Origin of the sequence: Haloferula helveola, assembly GCF_037076345.1 — a bacterium.
Taxonomy (GTDB): Bacteria; Verrucomicrobiota; Verrucomicrobiia; order Verrucomicrobiales; family Akkermansiaceae; genus Haloferula; species Haloferula helveola.
In genome coordinates this window covers 200,686-217,215 of the sequence record NZ_AP024702.1, presented here as the reverse complement: position 1 = coordinate 217,215, position 16,530 = coordinate 200,686, and the positions used below count along the sequence as shown (strand labels likewise).

At 61.9% G+C, this 16,530-nt stretch carries 11 protein-coding genes and 1 tRNA gene; 8 read left to right on the top strand and 4 right to left on the bottom strand.

What is annotated here, in order from left to right:
• Positions 1-3: 3 nt before the first annotated feature.
• The gene (locus tag HAHE_RS00690; RefSeq protein ID WP_338687646.1) at positions 4-804 is read right to left on the bottom strand and encodes an ATP-binding cassette domain-containing protein; all 801 of its coding nucleotides are present in this window, start codon (positions 802-804) and stop codon (positions 4-6) included.
• 105 nt (positions 805-909) lie between these two features.
• Between HAHE_RS00690 and HAHE_RS00685 the strand changes: the two genes are divergently transcribed.
• Positions 910-986 (top strand) — tRNA-Pro (locus tag HAHE_RS00685).
• A 150-nt stretch (positions 987-1,136) separates the two neighbouring features.
• Here the strand turns inward: HAHE_RS00685 and HAHE_RS00680 are convergent.
• Positions 1,137-2,273, bottom strand: a complete 1,137-nt coding sequence (locus tag HAHE_RS00680) for a hypothetical protein (RefSeq protein ID WP_338687645.1) — start codon at positions 2,271-2,273, stop codon at positions 1,137-1,139.
• 292 nt (positions 2,274-2,565) lie between these two features.
• Between HAHE_RS00680 and HAHE_RS00675 the strand changes: the two genes are divergently transcribed.
• From HAHE_RS00675 to HAHE_RS00645, 7 genes are all read left to right on the top strand, one after another.
• The gene (locus HAHE_RS00675; RefSeq protein WP_338687643.1) at positions 2,566-3,306 is read left to right on the top strand and encodes a type II secretion system protein; all 741 of its coding nucleotides are present in this window, start codon (positions 2,566-2,568) and stop codon (positions 3,304-3,306) included.
• Between the two features lie 13 nt (positions 3,307-3,319).
• On the top strand, positions 3,320-5,779 hold the full coding sequence (galB, locus tag HAHE_RS00670; protein ID WP_338687641.1) for a beta-galactosidase GalB: 2,460 nt from the start codon (positions 3,320-3,322) through the stop codon (positions 5,777-5,779).
• A 1-nt stretch (position 5,780) separates the two neighbouring features.
• Complete coding sequence (locus tag HAHE_RS00665; RefSeq protein ID WP_338687639.1) at positions 5,781-8,852, top strand: DUF1800 domain-containing protein; 3,072 nt, start codon at positions 5,781-5,783, stop codon at positions 8,850-8,852.
• A 21-nt stretch (positions 8,853-8,873) separates the two neighbouring features.
• Positions 8,874-10,289, top strand: coding sequence for a DUF1501 domain-containing protein (locus HAHE_RS00660; protein WP_338687637.1), 1,416 nt, complete (start codon positions 8,874-8,876; stop codon positions 10,287-10,289).
• A gap of 3 nt (positions 10,290-10,292) precedes the next feature.
• Positions 10,293-10,856 carry a hypothetical protein gene (locus HAHE_RS00655; RefSeq protein ID WP_338687636.1) on the top strand — a complete coding sequence of 188 codons (564 nt, stop codon included), beginning with the start codon at positions 10,293-10,295 and terminating at the stop codon, positions 10,854-10,856.
• Between the two features lie 133 nt (positions 10,857-10,989).
• Positions 10,990-12,204: a glycoside hydrolase gene (locus HAHE_RS00650; protein ID WP_343218193.1), complete on the top strand. Its 1,215-nt coding sequence runs from the start codon at positions 10,990-10,992 to the stop codon at positions 12,202-12,204.
• Positions 12,205-12,238: 34 nt separating this feature from the next.
• Positions 12,239-13,867: a sulfatase family protein gene (locus tag HAHE_RS00645; protein ID WP_338687633.1), complete on the top strand. Its 1,629-nt coding sequence runs from the start codon at positions 12,239-12,241 to the stop codon at positions 13,865-13,867.
• A gap of 85 nt (positions 13,868-13,952) precedes the next feature.
• On the opposite strand, the gene HAHE_RS00640 is transcribed toward HAHE_RS00645, so the two are convergent.
• Both HAHE_RS00640 and HAHE_RS00635 read right to left on the bottom strand, forming a co-directional pair.
• The gene (locus tag HAHE_RS00640) at positions 13,953-14,858 is read right to left on the bottom strand and encodes a family 16 glycosylhydrolase (RefSeq protein ID WP_338687631.1); all 906 of its coding nucleotides are present in this window, start codon (positions 14,856-14,858) and stop codon (positions 13,953-13,955) included.
• A gap of 36 nt (positions 14,859-14,894) precedes the next feature.
• Positions 14,895-16,523: a sulfatase-like hydrolase/transferase gene (locus HAHE_RS00635; protein WP_338687629.1), complete on the bottom strand. Its 1,629-nt coding sequence runs from the start codon at positions 16,521-16,523 to the stop codon at positions 14,895-14,897.
• Positions 16,524-16,530: the final 7 nt, after the last annotated feature.

Sequence of the window (16,530 nt, the reverse complement as noted above, 5' to 3'; positions counted from 1 at the left end):
GGCTCAACCGGCTTCCGAGAAGCTCGGGATCGCGGCTAGGAGGCGCTTGGTGTATTCGTCCTGCGGATTCCGGAACACCTCCTCGGCGTCGCCACGTTCGACGATTTTTCCTTTGTACATCACCGCGATGCGGTCGGCGAGGTAGCGCACCACGCCGAGATCGTGGGAGATGAAGATCATCGTCAGTCCGAGATCGGCGCGCAGCTTCTTCAGCAGGTTCAGGATCTGCGATTGGATCGAGACATCGAGAGCCGAGACCGGTTCGTCGGCGATGATGAGCTTCGGCTCCGGGGCGAGGGCGCGGGCGATCGCGATCCGCTGGCGCTGGCCGCCGGAAAACTCGTGGGGGTATTTCCGCTGAAGCCGGGGATCGAGTCCTACCGTTTCCATCAATTCGGCGACCCGGCGTGCGAGGTCATCACCTTTCACGCCCGGGTGGCGCTGGCGGATGGCCTCGGTGAGGGTGGCGGATACGGTCATCCGCGGGTTGAGCGACGCGTAGGGGTCCTGGAAGACCATCTGGAAATCGAGCCGCCGGCGGCGCACGACGTGGGCTGGCAGGGAAGTCAGCTCCGTGCCGTCGATCGTGATCGTCCCCGAGGTCGGGCGGATGAGCTGCATCACCGTGCGCGACAGGGTGGACTTGCCGCAGCCGGACTCGCCGACCAGACCGAGGATCTCGCCTTTCTGCACATCGAGGCTGACTCCGTCCACGGCCCGAATCGTCTCCGTTTGGCCGCTGAGCCAGCCGCCGCTCTTCTTGGTGAAGTGGGTGTGCAGGTCCTTGATTTCCAGATAAGCCACGGGCGAAGAGTGGGGGAGGCGTTCGCGGGTGGCAAGCCGCCTTGGCCGAGAATGCGAGACTTCCCGCTTGTCAAACCGCGGTTGTCTAGGAACCTTCCGCGCGTCCGGGGCGTAACTCAGCCTGGTAGAGTGCCTGCTTTGGGAGCAGGATGTCGTCAGTTCGAATCTGGCCGCCCCGACCACTTCTCTTCCGTTCGATTGATCGATCCGCCCGCGGTGTCCGTCTTCGCTGCCGAGGATGCCTCAGGTTGGTCCGGAGCCTTGCCGCCGACGAGGCGGTGGAACCCGGCTACGCGGTGTGACGCTCCGAACCACGTGTTGCCGGGGAGTGGTTACTCAACCAACTCGAGCTTGTACGGATACCGGCGTCCGGCATTCCACTCCATCACGAAGATGTTTCCCTGAGCGTCGACCATCAGATCGTGAACGTGGCGGAATACCGGGTGCTTCTGGCCGTGGAGGTGGGGGTGTCCGTGATCGGTATGAGAAGCATCCGGAGGGGGAGGTGTTCCGCCAGGGGCGGAGAGGACCCTGCCCGTCTTGCGATCCAGCACGAGGACGAAGCCGGACGCGCTCTTCTTTGATCCGGACTTCGGATCCTTTGACCAGCAAACGCCGGTATACACCTTGTCGTCGTGAAACACTGCCTGACCGGCGTAGGCCCCGGGAAGGTCGATCGTGTCGATGTGCTTGCCCTCCAGGGTGAAGCGCTTGAGCTGGTTCTGTTCGCGCGAGCTGATCCATACGACGGGATTGTCCGGGTCGGTCGGATCGATCGAGATGCCGTGGCCGTTCCGGATGTCGGACGCATCGTCCGGTTTGTGGCCACCCCAATGCCGGACAAGCTTTCCTTTCTTGGTGAAGTGAAGGACCCGGTCGGAGGAGTAGCCATCGATGACGAGGATGTCACCGCCGGGAGTGATCGCGACGTCGCATGGTCCGTAGAAGGTTCCCTTGGCCTCAAGTCCGAGATCGATGGTGTCCGGCAGGGTCCGGACCACATCTCCGTCCTTGGTGAGCAAGTTGACCGAACCGGTTTTCTTCGTGGCCTTGCCGGCTGCATCGAATTCCCAGCCACAGTCGACATGGACGACGAGTTCCCTGTCACCGTCTGGCAGCATCGCCACCCCGTGTCCGCCTTTCAGTCCAGTGCCGAAACTGCGAATGAAGGTACCGTCGGGGCGGAAGACATGGAACGCGTGGTCGGGATGGTCGGTGACGAGATAATAGAGCCCGTCATTCCCCATCGCCATTGCGTGGGCGTTGACCACCGGGGCCACGGCGGGATCGGCTTTGGTCCAATCTCTGACCACCCGGTAGCGTAGTTGGCCGTGACCAATCACGCGTTCCTCAGCGGACAGGACGCGGTCGTCCCTCTCATACGTGAATTGACCCATCACGGGAATGCTGAGACCGAAGAATAGAAGTGTGCGGAAGCGGATGACCGGGAACGGAGGAAAGGTTTTCAAATGAGACTGCGATTGGTTGGTCCGGAAGACTACTGCCGATGAGGGCGCAATTGTCCATCGGGGACCGTGGTGGAGACGAAGCCCTTGAATAGGGAAGCACGCGGGTTCCCGGAGAGAACCTCGTCTGCCTGAGCAGATGAAAGAAAAGCTTGCAGGATTGGCGCGTGGGTCTAATTGTAGACAATATACCAAAAAGCAGCAGCAAGCGTGGCGGAACTTCGGCACGATTTCTTGCACTGCCTCCGGTCAGCGGGACATGCCCTGCAAAACCCATCCAAAACCTCATCAACCCATGAACAGAACCCAGAAACCCTCCGGTTTCACGCTGATCGAACTCCTGGTGGTCATCGTGATTGTCGCCGCTCTCTCAAGTCTCGTCTTCCTCGGCGTCAAGCGAGCCGTCTCGGGCGCCAAGTCGGCCAAGTCCGTCTCGAACCTCAAGCAGATCAGTCTCGGAATCGAATCGATCATGGCGGACGGCGTGCAGAACGGCCACAACATACGGGGAACGTATCCGCCGTACGCCGGCTGGATCAAATCGCCGGTGTGGGCGCAGTTCAATCTCTACGAACTGCTCGGAGAAGAAGCGGGTCTTTGCCAGCTTGAGGGGAACAAGTACAGCTGGTCGGTCCATCCTTCGGAAACCTTCCTGCAGAACCCTCTCTCGGAGCACAAGCTCTGTGGCGACACTCCGATCGTAAGCATCGAGAATGCAACCTTCAAGGCGGGTGAGGGGCTGCGTGGAGGTTACGCCTACAACCATCTCATTGAAGGATGGGTCGGGCCGGCGACTCCTGAAGAGAAAGTCAAAGGCACGCGGGCCCACCGCATCAAACGCCCTGCGAGTATCATTCTCGTGGCAGAGCAGAATCCCGACAAGGGCGCGATCTGGTTCGGACCCTATGCCAACGCGATCCCGCAGGGCACTTACAAGGACAAGACCCATTGCCTGATGGTGGACGGCCACGTCGAGCTGATCGACAACACCAAGCTGGCGGATCTCGACGAGGCCAAGCGGCTGATGAAGCCGTAGGGAACCGCCTTTCATGCAAGTGATCCGACTTCTTGCGGTGGTCTTCGGCGTCGTTGTCGCGACGGCTGCCGAGAAGAATTCGTTCAATGACGGCTGGCGCTTCCTGACCGGTCCTGCGGAGGGCGCAGAGACGACGGCATTCGATGACTCAGGGTGGCGCGAAGTGCGGGTTCCCCACGACTGGGCGATCGAAGGGCCGTTCGATGTGAAGTACAACGCCCGCAGTGGCGGACTTCCGATTCATGGAACCGGCTGGTATCGGAAGCGCTTCGAGATTCCCGAAGACCAACGCGGGAAGCGCGTCGCGATCGAGTTCGACGGGGCCATGTACGACGCGCATGTCTGGGTCAACGGACATTTCGCCGGGCACCGGCCCTTCGGCTACGTCGGGTTCGAGTTCGACGTCACAAGGTATCTCAACACGGATGGCGGAAATGTCATCGCGGTGCGGCTGCAGCCCGAGGATCTCAGTTCAAGATGGTACCCCGGGGCCGGGTTATACCGGAACGTGTGGATTCGTTACCGACAGGAGACGCACGTGTCCCACTGGGGGACGACGGTGACGACACCGACGGTCGCCGCCAACTCAGCCGAGGTCTGCGCACGCACGCGGCTTGAGCATCATGGCGATGAACCTATCGCGCTCCGGCTCGAGACGCGTGTTCTTGACCCGTCGGGGAAAGAAGTCGGGTCGGCCTCTTCACCGGTCGAGGTGCAGCCGGAAGAAACCGCCACGGTCACCCACACGATGGAGATCAGCGAGCCACAGCGGTGGGATCTGGAAACTCCGCGACTCTATACGGTGGTCTCGACGGTTCTGACCGGAGGTGTCGCGGTCGACCGGACGGAGACGCCTTTCGGAATCCGCACGATCACATACAAGGCCGGTGAGGGCTTCTATCTCAACGGGCGCCACGTCCGGCTGAACGGGGTGTGCATGCACCATGACCTCGGTGCTCTCGGCGCGGCCGTCAACCGGCGGGCGACCGAGCGGCAACTGGAGATCATGAAAGAGATGGGGGTGAACGCGATCCGGACGTCCCACAATCCGCCCTCGCCCGAGCAACTGGAGCTTTGCGACCGGCTTGGTCTTCTCGTCCAGGTCGAGGCGTTTGACTGCTGGCAGATGGCGAAGGTGCCGAACGGCTACAACAAGTTTTTCGACGCGTGGCATGAGCGGGACCTGCGCGACATGATCCGGCGCGACCGCAATCATCCCAGTGTGATCATGTGGTCGATCGGCAATGAAATTCTCGAACAGTCGAAGAAGGACGGATGGAAGCTGGCGAGGCATTTGCACCGGATTTGCAAGGACGAGGATCCGACCCGTTTGACCTCCGCCGGGTTCAACTACTATCCGGCATCGGTTACCAACGGTCTCGCCGCCGAGGTGGATATCCCCGGATTCAACTACAAGCCTCTGGCCTACGCCGAGGTCCGGCGTCAGCACCCGGAGTGGCACGTGCTCGGGTCGGAGACCTCGTCGTGCGTGTCGTCCCGTGGCGTTTACCATCTGCCGATCGAGAAGTACGAGAGGGCGGACGACAACCAGGTCACTTCCTATGACCTGATCGGGCCCGTGTGGGCGTATCCGCCGGATATCGAGTTCATGGCACTGGAGGGGAGTCCCGCGGTGATTGGCGAGTTCGTGTGGACGGGATTCGACTATCTCGGCGAGCCGACACCCTACGGCGGAAGGGACAACTCGACGGATGGATACTGGAATGACGACTGGCCCTCGCGTTCCTCCTACTTCGGGACGGTGGATCTTTGCGGATTTCCGAAGGACCGCTACTTCCTCTATCAATCCCAATGGAGAGATGTCCGGGAGTTTCCCATGGTTCACGTCCTGCCCCATTGGAACTGGGAAGGCAGTGGTCATGAACGGATCCCGGTTTATGTGTACACGAATGCCTCGGAGGCAGAGTTGTTCCTCAACGGCGAGTCGCTCGGGCGCAAGCGCAAGGGACGGGATAAGCCGCCTCTCAAGGTGGATTTCAAGAACTGGACTGCGGGCGACTATGAGACCCCTTACCGGTTGCGCTGGGAGGTGCCTTTCCAACCCGGTGAGCTGAAGGTGGTCGCCTTCGAGGATGGCAAAGCGGTTGCCGAGGACGTTCGCCGAACCGCTGGACCTGCTGCCGCGATATCGCTGGTCGCGGACCGGGAGACCATTGCGGGTGACGGGTCGGATCTTTCTTTCGTGACCGTGGCGGTGACCGACAAGGACGGCGTTCCCTGTCCGACGGCCGACGATCTCATCCGTTTCTCGGTCGAGGGGAGTGGAGAGATTGTCGCGGTGGACAACGGCAATGCGGCTTCGACCGAACCTTTCCAAGCCAGCCAAAGGAAAGCGTTCTCGGGAATGGCCCTGGTGATTCTCAGGGCGACGAAGAACAGTCCGGGTCGCATCAAACTCACCGCAACCGGTGAGGGACTTCGCCCGGCCAGCATCGTGGTGACATCGAATTGAAGTGAGAGCACATCTTTCCATCCTGCTACTGTCGTTGGGCCCTGTAACGGCCGCCAGTGAGGATTTCGACGCCCTTGCTCCGGGTCCGCTTCCGGCCGCGGACTGGTCGGTGAAATGGGTGGATAGCCCTTCGACCCAGCAGAACCTGCTGCAGGTCGCGGGCGGGTCGGGTGCCGGCGGCACGAACGGAGTGGAGATCGATGCGGCGGTCGTTGAAAGCAACTACGACGCGACCTATCTGCACGCGGTTGCCGGTGGAAGCTACTCGGTTTCCGCGAGTTTCCGGATGACGATCGGGAGCGGTGTGCCGGACCAGGCGAACCACAATTGCTTCGGGGTCAGCCTCAGCACGACACCGAACTGGTGGGATGGCGACTCGATCGGGCTGTTCCTTTCCCGGCGCGACGGCGGGAAGCGGTTCGGGATCTCGGGAATCGGATCGGACGCGGCGAACCCGCAGTCATGGCAGCAGAAGGGGTGGGAAGCCAACTCCGAGATCGGGCTGCCCGGAACGTTGCCGGGGACGACCGCCACCAGCGAGTGGCTCAACCTGAAACTCACCGTCACGCCGACCGGCGGTGCGGACGGCCTCGGACGTCCGCTGTGGGACGTGCTGGGTGAGGTGCGGAACGAGTCGGGAACCGTGATCTTTTCCCATCTGGTCGAGGGTCGGGTCATCACCAGCAGTGCGGGCAATCCCAACGATCCCGCTGCGACACCGATCTTCTCTCCTGGCCAGAATCTCTACGGAACCATCGAGATCCCATGGATCAGCACCGGCAGCTACAAGGTGCTCGAAATGGGGCAGGTCCCTTCGCTCCAGGTCGACGACTTCGAGGTGGCCGCAAGCTTTGTGGCTCCGGAGCTTCCGATGCACGGTCTGACCACGGATCCGGGCGGCGAGGACCGCGATGGCAACGGTTTGCCCGACCTGTGGGAAGCCCTCTACGGAGCGTGGGACGTCGATCCCTCGGCCGACTCGGACGGTGACGGCATGAGGAACGGGGACGAGGCGGGGTTCGGGACCGATCCGTTCGATCCGACGAGCCTTCTCGAAGCAAGGATGGTGAGAGATGCGGGTGGCTTGTCGCTGCGCTGGACGCATCTGGATCTGCGTCCGGGGCAGCCGGAGAGTTCTACCGATCTGGGGCAAGCCGATGCGTGGACCGCATTTCCCGGAGTGCCGGTCATCGACGGGGGCGAGTGGAAGTTGCCGCTGGGTGCGGCGGATTCCCGGCGCTTCTTCCGGATCGGATCTGCGGAGACGGACGGTGATGGCGATGGGGTTCCGGACTGGATCGAACCCATGCTCGGCTTCCTCAGCGGGCCGGGAGGGGCGGAGTCCGCGAGGCTTCCGAGGTCGTATGACACCGACGGAGACGAGATTCCGGACACAACACTCAGTGGCGACCTTGCCGCTTTCAACGAGATCTACCGTAGCTCGGAACCCGGAACCCGAATGACCCGGGCGCAGGCGGCGCGGTTCCTGATCCAGTCAACCTTCGGACCGGCGGACATCGCCGAGATCGACCGGGTGGCGGGCATCGGGGTGGAGTCGTGGATCGAGGAGCAGATCGCTCTGCCTCCGAGTCTGACGGAGCCCTACATGATCGCGATCAAGGACGACTGGACGAACGGCACGGCCGATCCGGCTCTGGCCGGCTACTCCAGCAACGAGACGATCGTCTTCGGGCACAACTTCGTGACGCCGTGGGCGCGCAACGCGTTGTCGGCACCGGACCAGCTTCGCCAGCGGGTCGCATGGGCGCTTAGCCAGATCCTCGTGACCTCGCGGGGCGGTCCGATGCTGGCGAACCAGGGACAGGCGGTCGCCCACTACTACGACCTGCTGGTCCAGAACGCCTTCGGGAACTACGAGGATCTGCTCCGTGAGGTCTCGCTGAGCCCGCTGATGGGGCACTACCTCAGCCACTTGGGAAACCGCAAGTCCGACCCGTCGATCGAGAGGTATCCGGACGAGAACTTCGCGCGTGAGATCATGCAGCTTTTCAGCATCGGCTTGTGGGAGCTCCACCCGGACGGAACCCGCAAAACGGATGCCTTTGGAGAACCGATCCCGACCTACGACAACGGTGACATCACTGAGCTGGCACGCGTGTTCACGGGCACCCACTACGCGGCCAACAATTTCGGCGGCGGCTGGAGAGATGACGGTCGCTACATGACGGCGCCGATGAAGGTCTTCGCCTCGGAGCACGACTTTGATCCGAAGACGGTGGTCACCGGAAATGGCACCAAGCACACGATTCCGGCGCGCGGCGCTTCGGATGCGAACGCGCTGCAGGATGTCGCGGACGCCGTTCATCAGCTCGTGCTGCATCCGAACACGGCTCCGTTCATCTCCCGGCAGTTGATCCAGTTCCTCGTTACTTCGAATCCTTCACCGCAGTATGTCCAGCGGGTGGCATCCGTGTTCTCCGACAACGGCGTAGGCGTGACCGGCGATCTTGAAGCGGTGGTCAGGGCGATCCTGACGGACGACGAGGCGCGGGATCCGCTGCAGCATCTTGCGATCGGGCATTTCGGCCAGCTCCGCGAGCCGACCGTGCGTCTGATGCATCTCTCCCGCGTGCTGAAGATCGGCCGCCACGACAACCTTCTATGGTGGGACTGGGGAACCTACACGGAGGTCTCGCTCCAGGACCCGATGCACTCGCCATCGGTGTTCAACTACTTCCGTCCGGACTTCCGGCTCTTCGGGGACCTGGCGGAACGCCAGCTGGACTCGCCTGCGTTCGGAATCGTCAATTCCTATTCGTCCGTGTCGTTTCCGAACTGGCTGTGGCGCACCTGCAATGTCGGGTTCAAACATCCCAACGGTGACCAGTATTATCCCGAGCAGTCGGAAGACCTGAGCGAGCTTGAGGCACTTGCCGGCAACATCCCGGCACTCCTCGACCGCTTGTCGCTCTACTACTGCGGAGGCACGCTGGGAGCAACCAGTCGTCAAACGATCACGACCTCTCTCGAGGCCGAATCCGATCTGACCGAACGGGCCCGGCTGGCGGCCTACCTTGTCCTCGTCGCTCCCGAGGGCTCGTGCCTGAAATGAATCCATGATCCGACCCCAGCGATGATCCGATCCAGACGCCAGTTCCTCGGAGAAGCCTCGTGTGCCGCGATCGGCTCCGTATCGGTGCTCTCGACCCTGCTCAACCTGAAGCTGGCAAACCAGGCGGCGGCGTCGGATCTGACGCCAGGTGAGGATTGCAAGACCATCGTCTGCATCCTGCTCGCCGGCGGATGCGATACCTTCAACCTGCTTGTGCGCCGCGATGCCGCCGGGCATGCGGAATACGCCGGATCCCGTACCAACCTGGCCTTGGCCTCCGAGGATCTCATTCCGCTGAATCAGGCCGGAGCGGGCGATGGCAACCTGTACGGAGTGCACCCCGGATGCCAGGGGCTGGCGGACATGTTCAATGGCTCCGGAGCCTTCGCAGGGAGCGGCCGACGGCTTTCGTTCGTTGCCAATATCGGAACGCTGGTCCAGCCGACGACGCTGGCGGACTACCTGGGTGGGACGGTTTCCCTTCCGAAGTCCTTGTTCTCCCACATCGACCAGATCACGCAGTGGCAGACCTCGGTGCCCCAGGGGCTCGGCGAGTTGACCGGATGGGCGGGCCGGATGGCCGATGTCCTTCACTCGACCTACAACACCGGGGCAACCTCGATGTCGATCTCGCTGGCCGGCAACAATGTCTTCCAGATCGGCAATGAGGTGGCGCAATTCTCGATTACGGACAGCGGAGCCCTGCTGCCCACGGGCGATACGGCCGGTCTGGGGAGCACGACAGCGCGCAAGAATCTGGCGGTCGACGGGTTGCTGACCGAGTCCTACAACAATTTGATGCAGGACGCCTTCGCGAAGCACGTGAAGCACAGTCACGAGGCGCAGGCAGCGTTCAATGCCGTCTACCAGTCGATCGATGACTCCGCGATCGCGCCGCTGTTTCCGAACTCGAAGATCGCGAAGCAATTGCTTGCCGCGGCGAAGACGATCAAGGCGCGCGATGCGCTCGGACTGCGTCGCAGCACCATCTTCATCCAGCGCGGCAACTGGGACCATCACGGAGAACTGCTGGTCACGCAGGCGGCGATGCTCGACGAACTCGCTGCAGCGATATCGGCCTATCAGCAAGCTCTCGAAATCCTCGGTGTGGCCGACGACGTGATCAGTTACACCGCTTCCGACTTCGGCAGGACCCTGCGCTCGAACGGGCGCGGTACCGATCACGCGTGGGGCGGCAACCAGATGGTCTGGGGTGGCCCGGTGGATGGGGGAAAGGTCTTCGGGACCTTTCCGAGTCTTGCCCTCGACGGCCCCGATGATGTCGGACTCGGTGGCCGGTTGTTGCCGTCGACCTCGATCGACAAGTTCTTCGAGGAGATCGCCGCGTGGTTCGGTGTGTCGTCGACCGACATGCCGCTCATCCTGCCGAACATCGGTAGTTTCTCGGGCGAACCGCCGGTTGGATTCATCGCCTGAGCCATGATGAGAACGCGGTATCTCGTCTCGGTCCTTGCGGTCGTGCTCGGTGTCGGAATCCTTATGCAGCTTTTCCGGAGGCAGGAGGTTTCCGCCCCGGAGGCGAATCGGAGCGCGGAGGCCAAGGCCGGCCAGCCGAGCGGTGAGAGCGAAAGCGATGGGCCCAGCGGAATGGACTTTCTCGATGGCTACAGTGATGCCGGTTCAACGCCGGCAGAGGATATGCGTAAGCTGGGGCGCGCGGTCGAGGGAATGCTCTTGCTGTTCAAGGGGCTCGATACCCGGTTGATCGCGACGAACCGTCAGCTTTCCGATTTCATTACCGGTGCCAATCCGGAACGGCTCGCCTATCTCGACCGCTCCCATCCCGTCTTCGACGGAGAGGGAAGAATGGCGGACCGGTGGGGAAGCCCGATCGTGATTCACCCATTGGGCACCGGGCTTCTCGAACTCCGGAGTGCGGGACCGGATCGGGTTGCCTACACCGAGGATGACCTCAGCTTGCTTCCGGACGGACAGCTCATTGCCGGGTACGGGTCGCGATTGATCGGTAGCGAGTCGGAATGAAATCGACTCGCCAGTCGGTCAATAATGTAGACAATCGACAAAAAGATGAAATAGCTCCGGATGACCTCCGGTATGCTCGGGAAGTCAAATGCGAGACGGATTTCTACAGTCAGTTCTTGGGGTCACAATCAGTATGCCAGGCGCTGCCGTGGGGGGCGAAGGTGTGTTTCCCCACAAGATGCCCGAGTCCAAGCCGGACATCGAATTGAGTTCCGCGATGGAACGGATGTTCGACTATCCGGCGCCCCGGGCGCAGGACAATGAGTTGTTCTCGCAGTTCAAGTTCACCCGCCTCAAGGGTTTCGATTACCGTGATGGGGACGGCACGGTATCGCGCCGCGATCCGTCGCGCCCGATCCGGGCCAACGGGCGCTACTACGTCTGGTATACGAAGCGCGATTCCCCTCGGCCTCCGCTCGGGGTGAAGCGCGCTGCGGAAGCGACGGATACGATCCCCTCCACCGACTGGGATTTGTCCGAGATCTGGTATGCGACCAGCGAGGACGGATTCACTTGGGAGGAGAAGGGGGTGGCGGTGCGTCGCCCGGAGAAGCCCGCCATCGGATGGCGTTCGGTCGCCACTCCTGACATCCTTGTTTGGAAGGGGAAGTATTATCTGTACTACCAGGCCTTCGTCGAGACGAGTGGTATCCGGGGAGATGTGTGTCCGGTTTCGGTGTCGTGGTCGGAGTCTCCGGATGGTCCGTGGACCCCGACGCTTCGCCAAGTGGTGCCGTTCGGAGAGAAGGGGGAGTGGGATCAGGATGCGATCCATGACCCGCAGCCGGTGGTCTACAAGGGCAAGATCCACCTTTACTACAAATCTGCCTACAACAAGTGGCCGGACCATCGTCAGGACTACGCGGTGGCGCAGGGTCTCGCGGTGGCGGAAGACCCGCTCGGTCCCTTCGTGAAGCACCGGCTCAATCCGGTCCTCAATTCCGGGCATGAGACGACCTACTTTCCTTTCAAGGAGGGAATGGCGGCGATGGCGATCAAGGACGGAAACGAGCACAGCACGATGCAGTACGCGCCGGACGGTGTGAATTTCGAGATCGCCAGTGTCCTCACCCTCACGCCGACCGCCGCCGGTCCGTTCACGCCGGACGCCTTCACAGGTTCGGGAAACGGGCGGGGGGTCACGTGGGGTCTCTGCCACTTCATCAATGCCGGCGATCGCGACCATCAGCACACGATTCTCGCGCGCTTCGATTGCGATCTGAGTCTCGACTGGCACGATCCCGCCATGAAGCAGACCGGGATCTGGCACCGGCCGGAAGTGTACTTCAGCCAGGGACTGACTCGCGAGCAGCGGCAGCGCATTGCCACACAGAGGCCGGAGCCGTGATGCCGGAAACGCGAACGCCCGATCCGCACGTCTCATGGTCCGCCTGCTTTTCGCGATTTCGTTTCTCTTTGGCTTCGGTCTGCTCGGGGCCGAATCTCCGGTGCGGCGTCCCAATGTCATTTTCATCATCACCGATGACCAGAAGCGGGATGATGTCGGATTCCTGACCGGGAAGGCACTCACACCGAATCTCGACCGGATCGCAAAGCAGGGGGTTCGGTTCGAGAATAGCTACACCTGCAGTACCGTCTGCACGCCGAGTCGCTACGCCTGCATCACCGGCCGATTTCCCAGCCGTTGCACATCGCCGTCCTTTCTGGGCGACATCACGCCGGAACGGGTGACGAAGGTCTACTTCAACACGCATCTCGAGCCAGACCGTCCGAATCTTCCGAAGGCGCTGCAAGCGGCGGGCTACACCACCGGGCTCGTGGGTAAGTGGCATCTCGGACTGCAGGGTTTTCGGCGCGGGAATGTGCCGGCCAATGCGGACCCGAAGGATCCGGCGATCCGGGCCGAGTTGGAGCGGGAGCAGCGCGATCTCTGCGAGGAGCTGAAGGTTCACGGATTCGATGAAGTCTCACGAATCTATGCGGGAAATCCTCTCGACTCGGTCAGCCTCCGCAATGCCGGTCTTGCCCATCACAACATGGAGTGGGTCACCGAGGGAGCGGTCGACTTTATCGATGCGCATCACGACAAGCCGTTCTTTCTCTACTTCTCGACCACGCTGCCTCACGCTCCCGATCCGGTCGGCGGCATGCGCGAGGATCCGCGAAGCACGCCGGTCGGATTTCTCGACGAACCGCCAGCCTCCGGAATGCCCGCGAGAGAGAAGATCTTTCGGACGGTTGCGGAGGCCGGGTTGGCGGAGAAGACCGCTGGGAATACCTGGCTCGACGCCGGGGTAGGGGCCATCCTCGCGCGGCTTGAGAAGCATGGGATCGCGGACGACACGCTGATCATCTACTTCAATGACCACGGGATGGAGCACTCGAGCAAGAGCACTCTCTACCAAGGGGCCCTGCGCACGCCGAGTGCCGCCCGTTGGCCACGTCGGATCCGGCCGCAGGTGTGCGGGAAACTGGTTTCGAACGTGGATATCACACCAACCATCCTTGATGCCTGCGGAGTCCCGCCGCTGCCGGAAATGATTCTCGACGGGCGAAGCTATCTTCCGGTGCTTGAGGACCCGGCTGCCGTGTGGCGTGAAGCAATCTACGCGGAAATCGGATTCACCCGCGCTGTGGTTACGGAGGAGCGGAAGTACCTCGCGTTTCGTTTGCCGCCGAGCCAGGTGCCGGACGAGAATGAGGGAATGCGCCAGCAGTTCGCGATGCTGGAGGAAATCAAGCGCAGGCACCCGTGGGTGGACTGGAAACCGGATCCCGATGCGAAGGTTCCGCATGTCGGAGGCCCTCCCGGCGGGGACTTTCTCGTGCGCCTGACACTTCACGCGAGTCCTCCCTACAAGAAGAACTACTTCGATCCCGACCAACTCTACGAATTGGGCGCGGATCCGCTCGAAACCACCAACCTCGCGTCAGATCCCGCCCACGCCGAGCGGCTGGCAGCCATGCAGGGGCGTCTCGGAGAATTCCTGAAGGAACTCCCCGGAGAATTCGGAGAGTGGAACGGGCTGCCGGTCGATCCCGGGCACTAGCCCGACGGGCGGATTCACCTGTCCACTCGCAGGCATGCGCGATCGAGAGGAAGTTGGAGGTTGAGCCACCACGGGCTGCGTCTCTTCACTCCTTCGCCTCGACCGCTGCCGGGATCGGGTCGGCGGGCTTCCAGACACGCACCCAGTCGTAGCTCGTGGTCCGTTGTTCCTCGGTGCCGCTTTCGACCAGCCCGCCGTCGGCAGGGATCGGATTCCAGTCGTAGGTCTCGATCGCCATCTGGATGAATGCCGGCACGTCCCACTCAACTTTCGGCTCGATGCTGTAAACGTGCTTGCCGTCGAGGTAGAAGCGCACTTCATCGGGTGACTTCCACCAGGCGCCGTAAACGTAGTAGCGCTCCCAGTTCGCCGTTTCGGTCGGGATTGAGTTCTGGATCTGGGCTTTTGTCGGGTTGTGTCGATTCGTACGATGGATGAGATTCGAGTGGAAGATCCGATCCCATTTCTTGGCCCATGGTGAGGTGAGATCGGAAGTCCTGCCGACGCACTCCTGAATATCGAGCTCGAGCTTCTTGACGTGGTTGGCTTTGGTCATCAGCCAGAAGGTCGACGACATCGCCGTCTGATTGGCCTTCATCCGGCATTCGTAGAACCAGCCCGGTTGTCCGGCATGAAGTGACCGAATGATCGCGCCCTGATGGGTGAAGCGGTTTCCTCCGCGTTCGACAGGTTCGTCGAGTTTCGAAACGGTGACCTTGAGGTTGCCGTCAGCGGTGCGCGCGTTCTTCGGGACAAAGAGACCGGGCGGGCGGCCATACCATGACCACCCGTTGCCGACCGGTTCGGTCTGCCACTTGGAATCGTCGATGGCGGATCCCTCGAACTCGTCCGACATGTTCTTGACCGGGAGCCACTTCTGGCTGAGGGCTCCGGCCGCTTGGCCGGGGACTAGGTGCGGGTGGTCCGGGGCGGCGGGTGAGGGCGCTACGATGGCCGCCAGCAGAGGGGCGAGAGTCAACAGGCGTTGCATGGAGGTCTTGTTTGGGTTGGGTTGTTGAGATTGAGTTCAGCCATTCCGACTGGCGTTCTGCTTCGGGAGGACCGGTTGTGTCTTGCGGGCAGGCACGCCTGGCGCGTCGGGAGCGGATGCGTGGAGGTCGAAACGGGGCAGGATCGCCTTCAGGGCATCCCGCTCCTTTCGGTGGGCATCGCTGACTGCGGTCCAGTCATCGATTCTCGGGAAACTGATGAGATTCTCGGGTGACGTGCTGACGTCCCACCATTTGCCAAACCCGTCCCTGAGAACGTGGCGGCCGCGGATGATCTGCTTGTTTCCCTGATATCCGTAGATCCAGTCGCGGTGCTCCGATTTTTCCGAGAAGAGGAATGGGACGAGGCTTTCGCCGTTGATCTCGTAGTCCTCGGGAATGGGCGTGCCGGCAAGCTCCGCCAGGGTCGGAAGGAAGTCGGACATGTTCACGAGGACATCCTGCCGGCCGTGCTTGGTCATGCCCGGGGCATACATGATGAGAGGCACGTGGGTTCCCTTCTGCCGGTCCGCGTTGTGTTTGCCGTAGCCGCTGGTTCCGTTGTCGGCGCAGAAGATCAGAACCGTGTTGTCGGCGATGCCGAGTTCCGCGAGTTTCTTCCGATACTGCCAGACCTGGTAATCGAGGTAGTTGATGTGGTTGTGGACCCCGGGTCCGGTGACCGTCCCGTGGGTGTCGTAGTCACCTTTGTCACCGGTGACGTGCGGCTCGGTTCTGAAATAACGTCCGTCCTTCCACTCGATCACCGGAGTTCCCGGCCACTTGCTGTCCGAGTCCGGATTGAACCAGTCGAACGCATCATGGCCGAGGTGGCTGGTGTGGTAGATGAAGAACGGTTTGCCTGCGTCCTGCTGCCGCTCCATGAACTCGAATACGAAGTCGAGTTCGACATCAGGGCCATAGGTGTTGAGTCCGAATTGCTCGCGGGACTCTTCGGTGTTCGGCCACCAGCAGAACTTCGGCGATCCGGGCTGGTTCATCAGTCGGACATGGGGGTTCCAGTACCACCCGTGCTGGAGATAGGTGTCGAGGGGCTCTCCCGTGTCGCTGTTCACGAGCACCTTCTTCCCGTTGACCGGCTTCATCTCCATCTTGAAGTCCGTGTAGGGGTTGTCCCTGTCGGACAGGTTGCCGGGCGTGAAGCAGCCTTCGTCGAAGCCAAACCGGGTGAGGTCCCCCGCCATCTGCGTTTTGCCCGCCCAGTAGGTGGCGTAGCCGGCGCGCTGCGCGACGTGCCCGAGTTGCAGTGGCGAGCTTTCATAGAGAGGCCACGTGGTCAGGCGTCCGTCGGTGTTCCTGTAATTCCCCTTGTCCTTGTTATCCCACCACTTGTGAAGGTGTGCGTAACGACCGGTCATCATCATCGCCCGGCTCGGCGAACAAACCGTTGAGGCCCACGCATTCGTGATCCAGCAACCCTCCTCGGCGAGCCGGTCAAGGGCAGGCGTCCGGGCGCGGAACCGGGGATCGCTCGAGTCCTTGCTCCACGGGTCGGTCCATACCGAAGAACCGTAGACCGGCAGTTCCCGAGCGCTGATGTCGTCCGCGAAGATCAGGATCACGTTCGGCCGCGACGGCTGGGCCGCAGCGCTCACACCGCCGAGCGAGAGAGCCGCGAGGAGCATGATCTGAACCGGGTTTCGCATGGTTTCA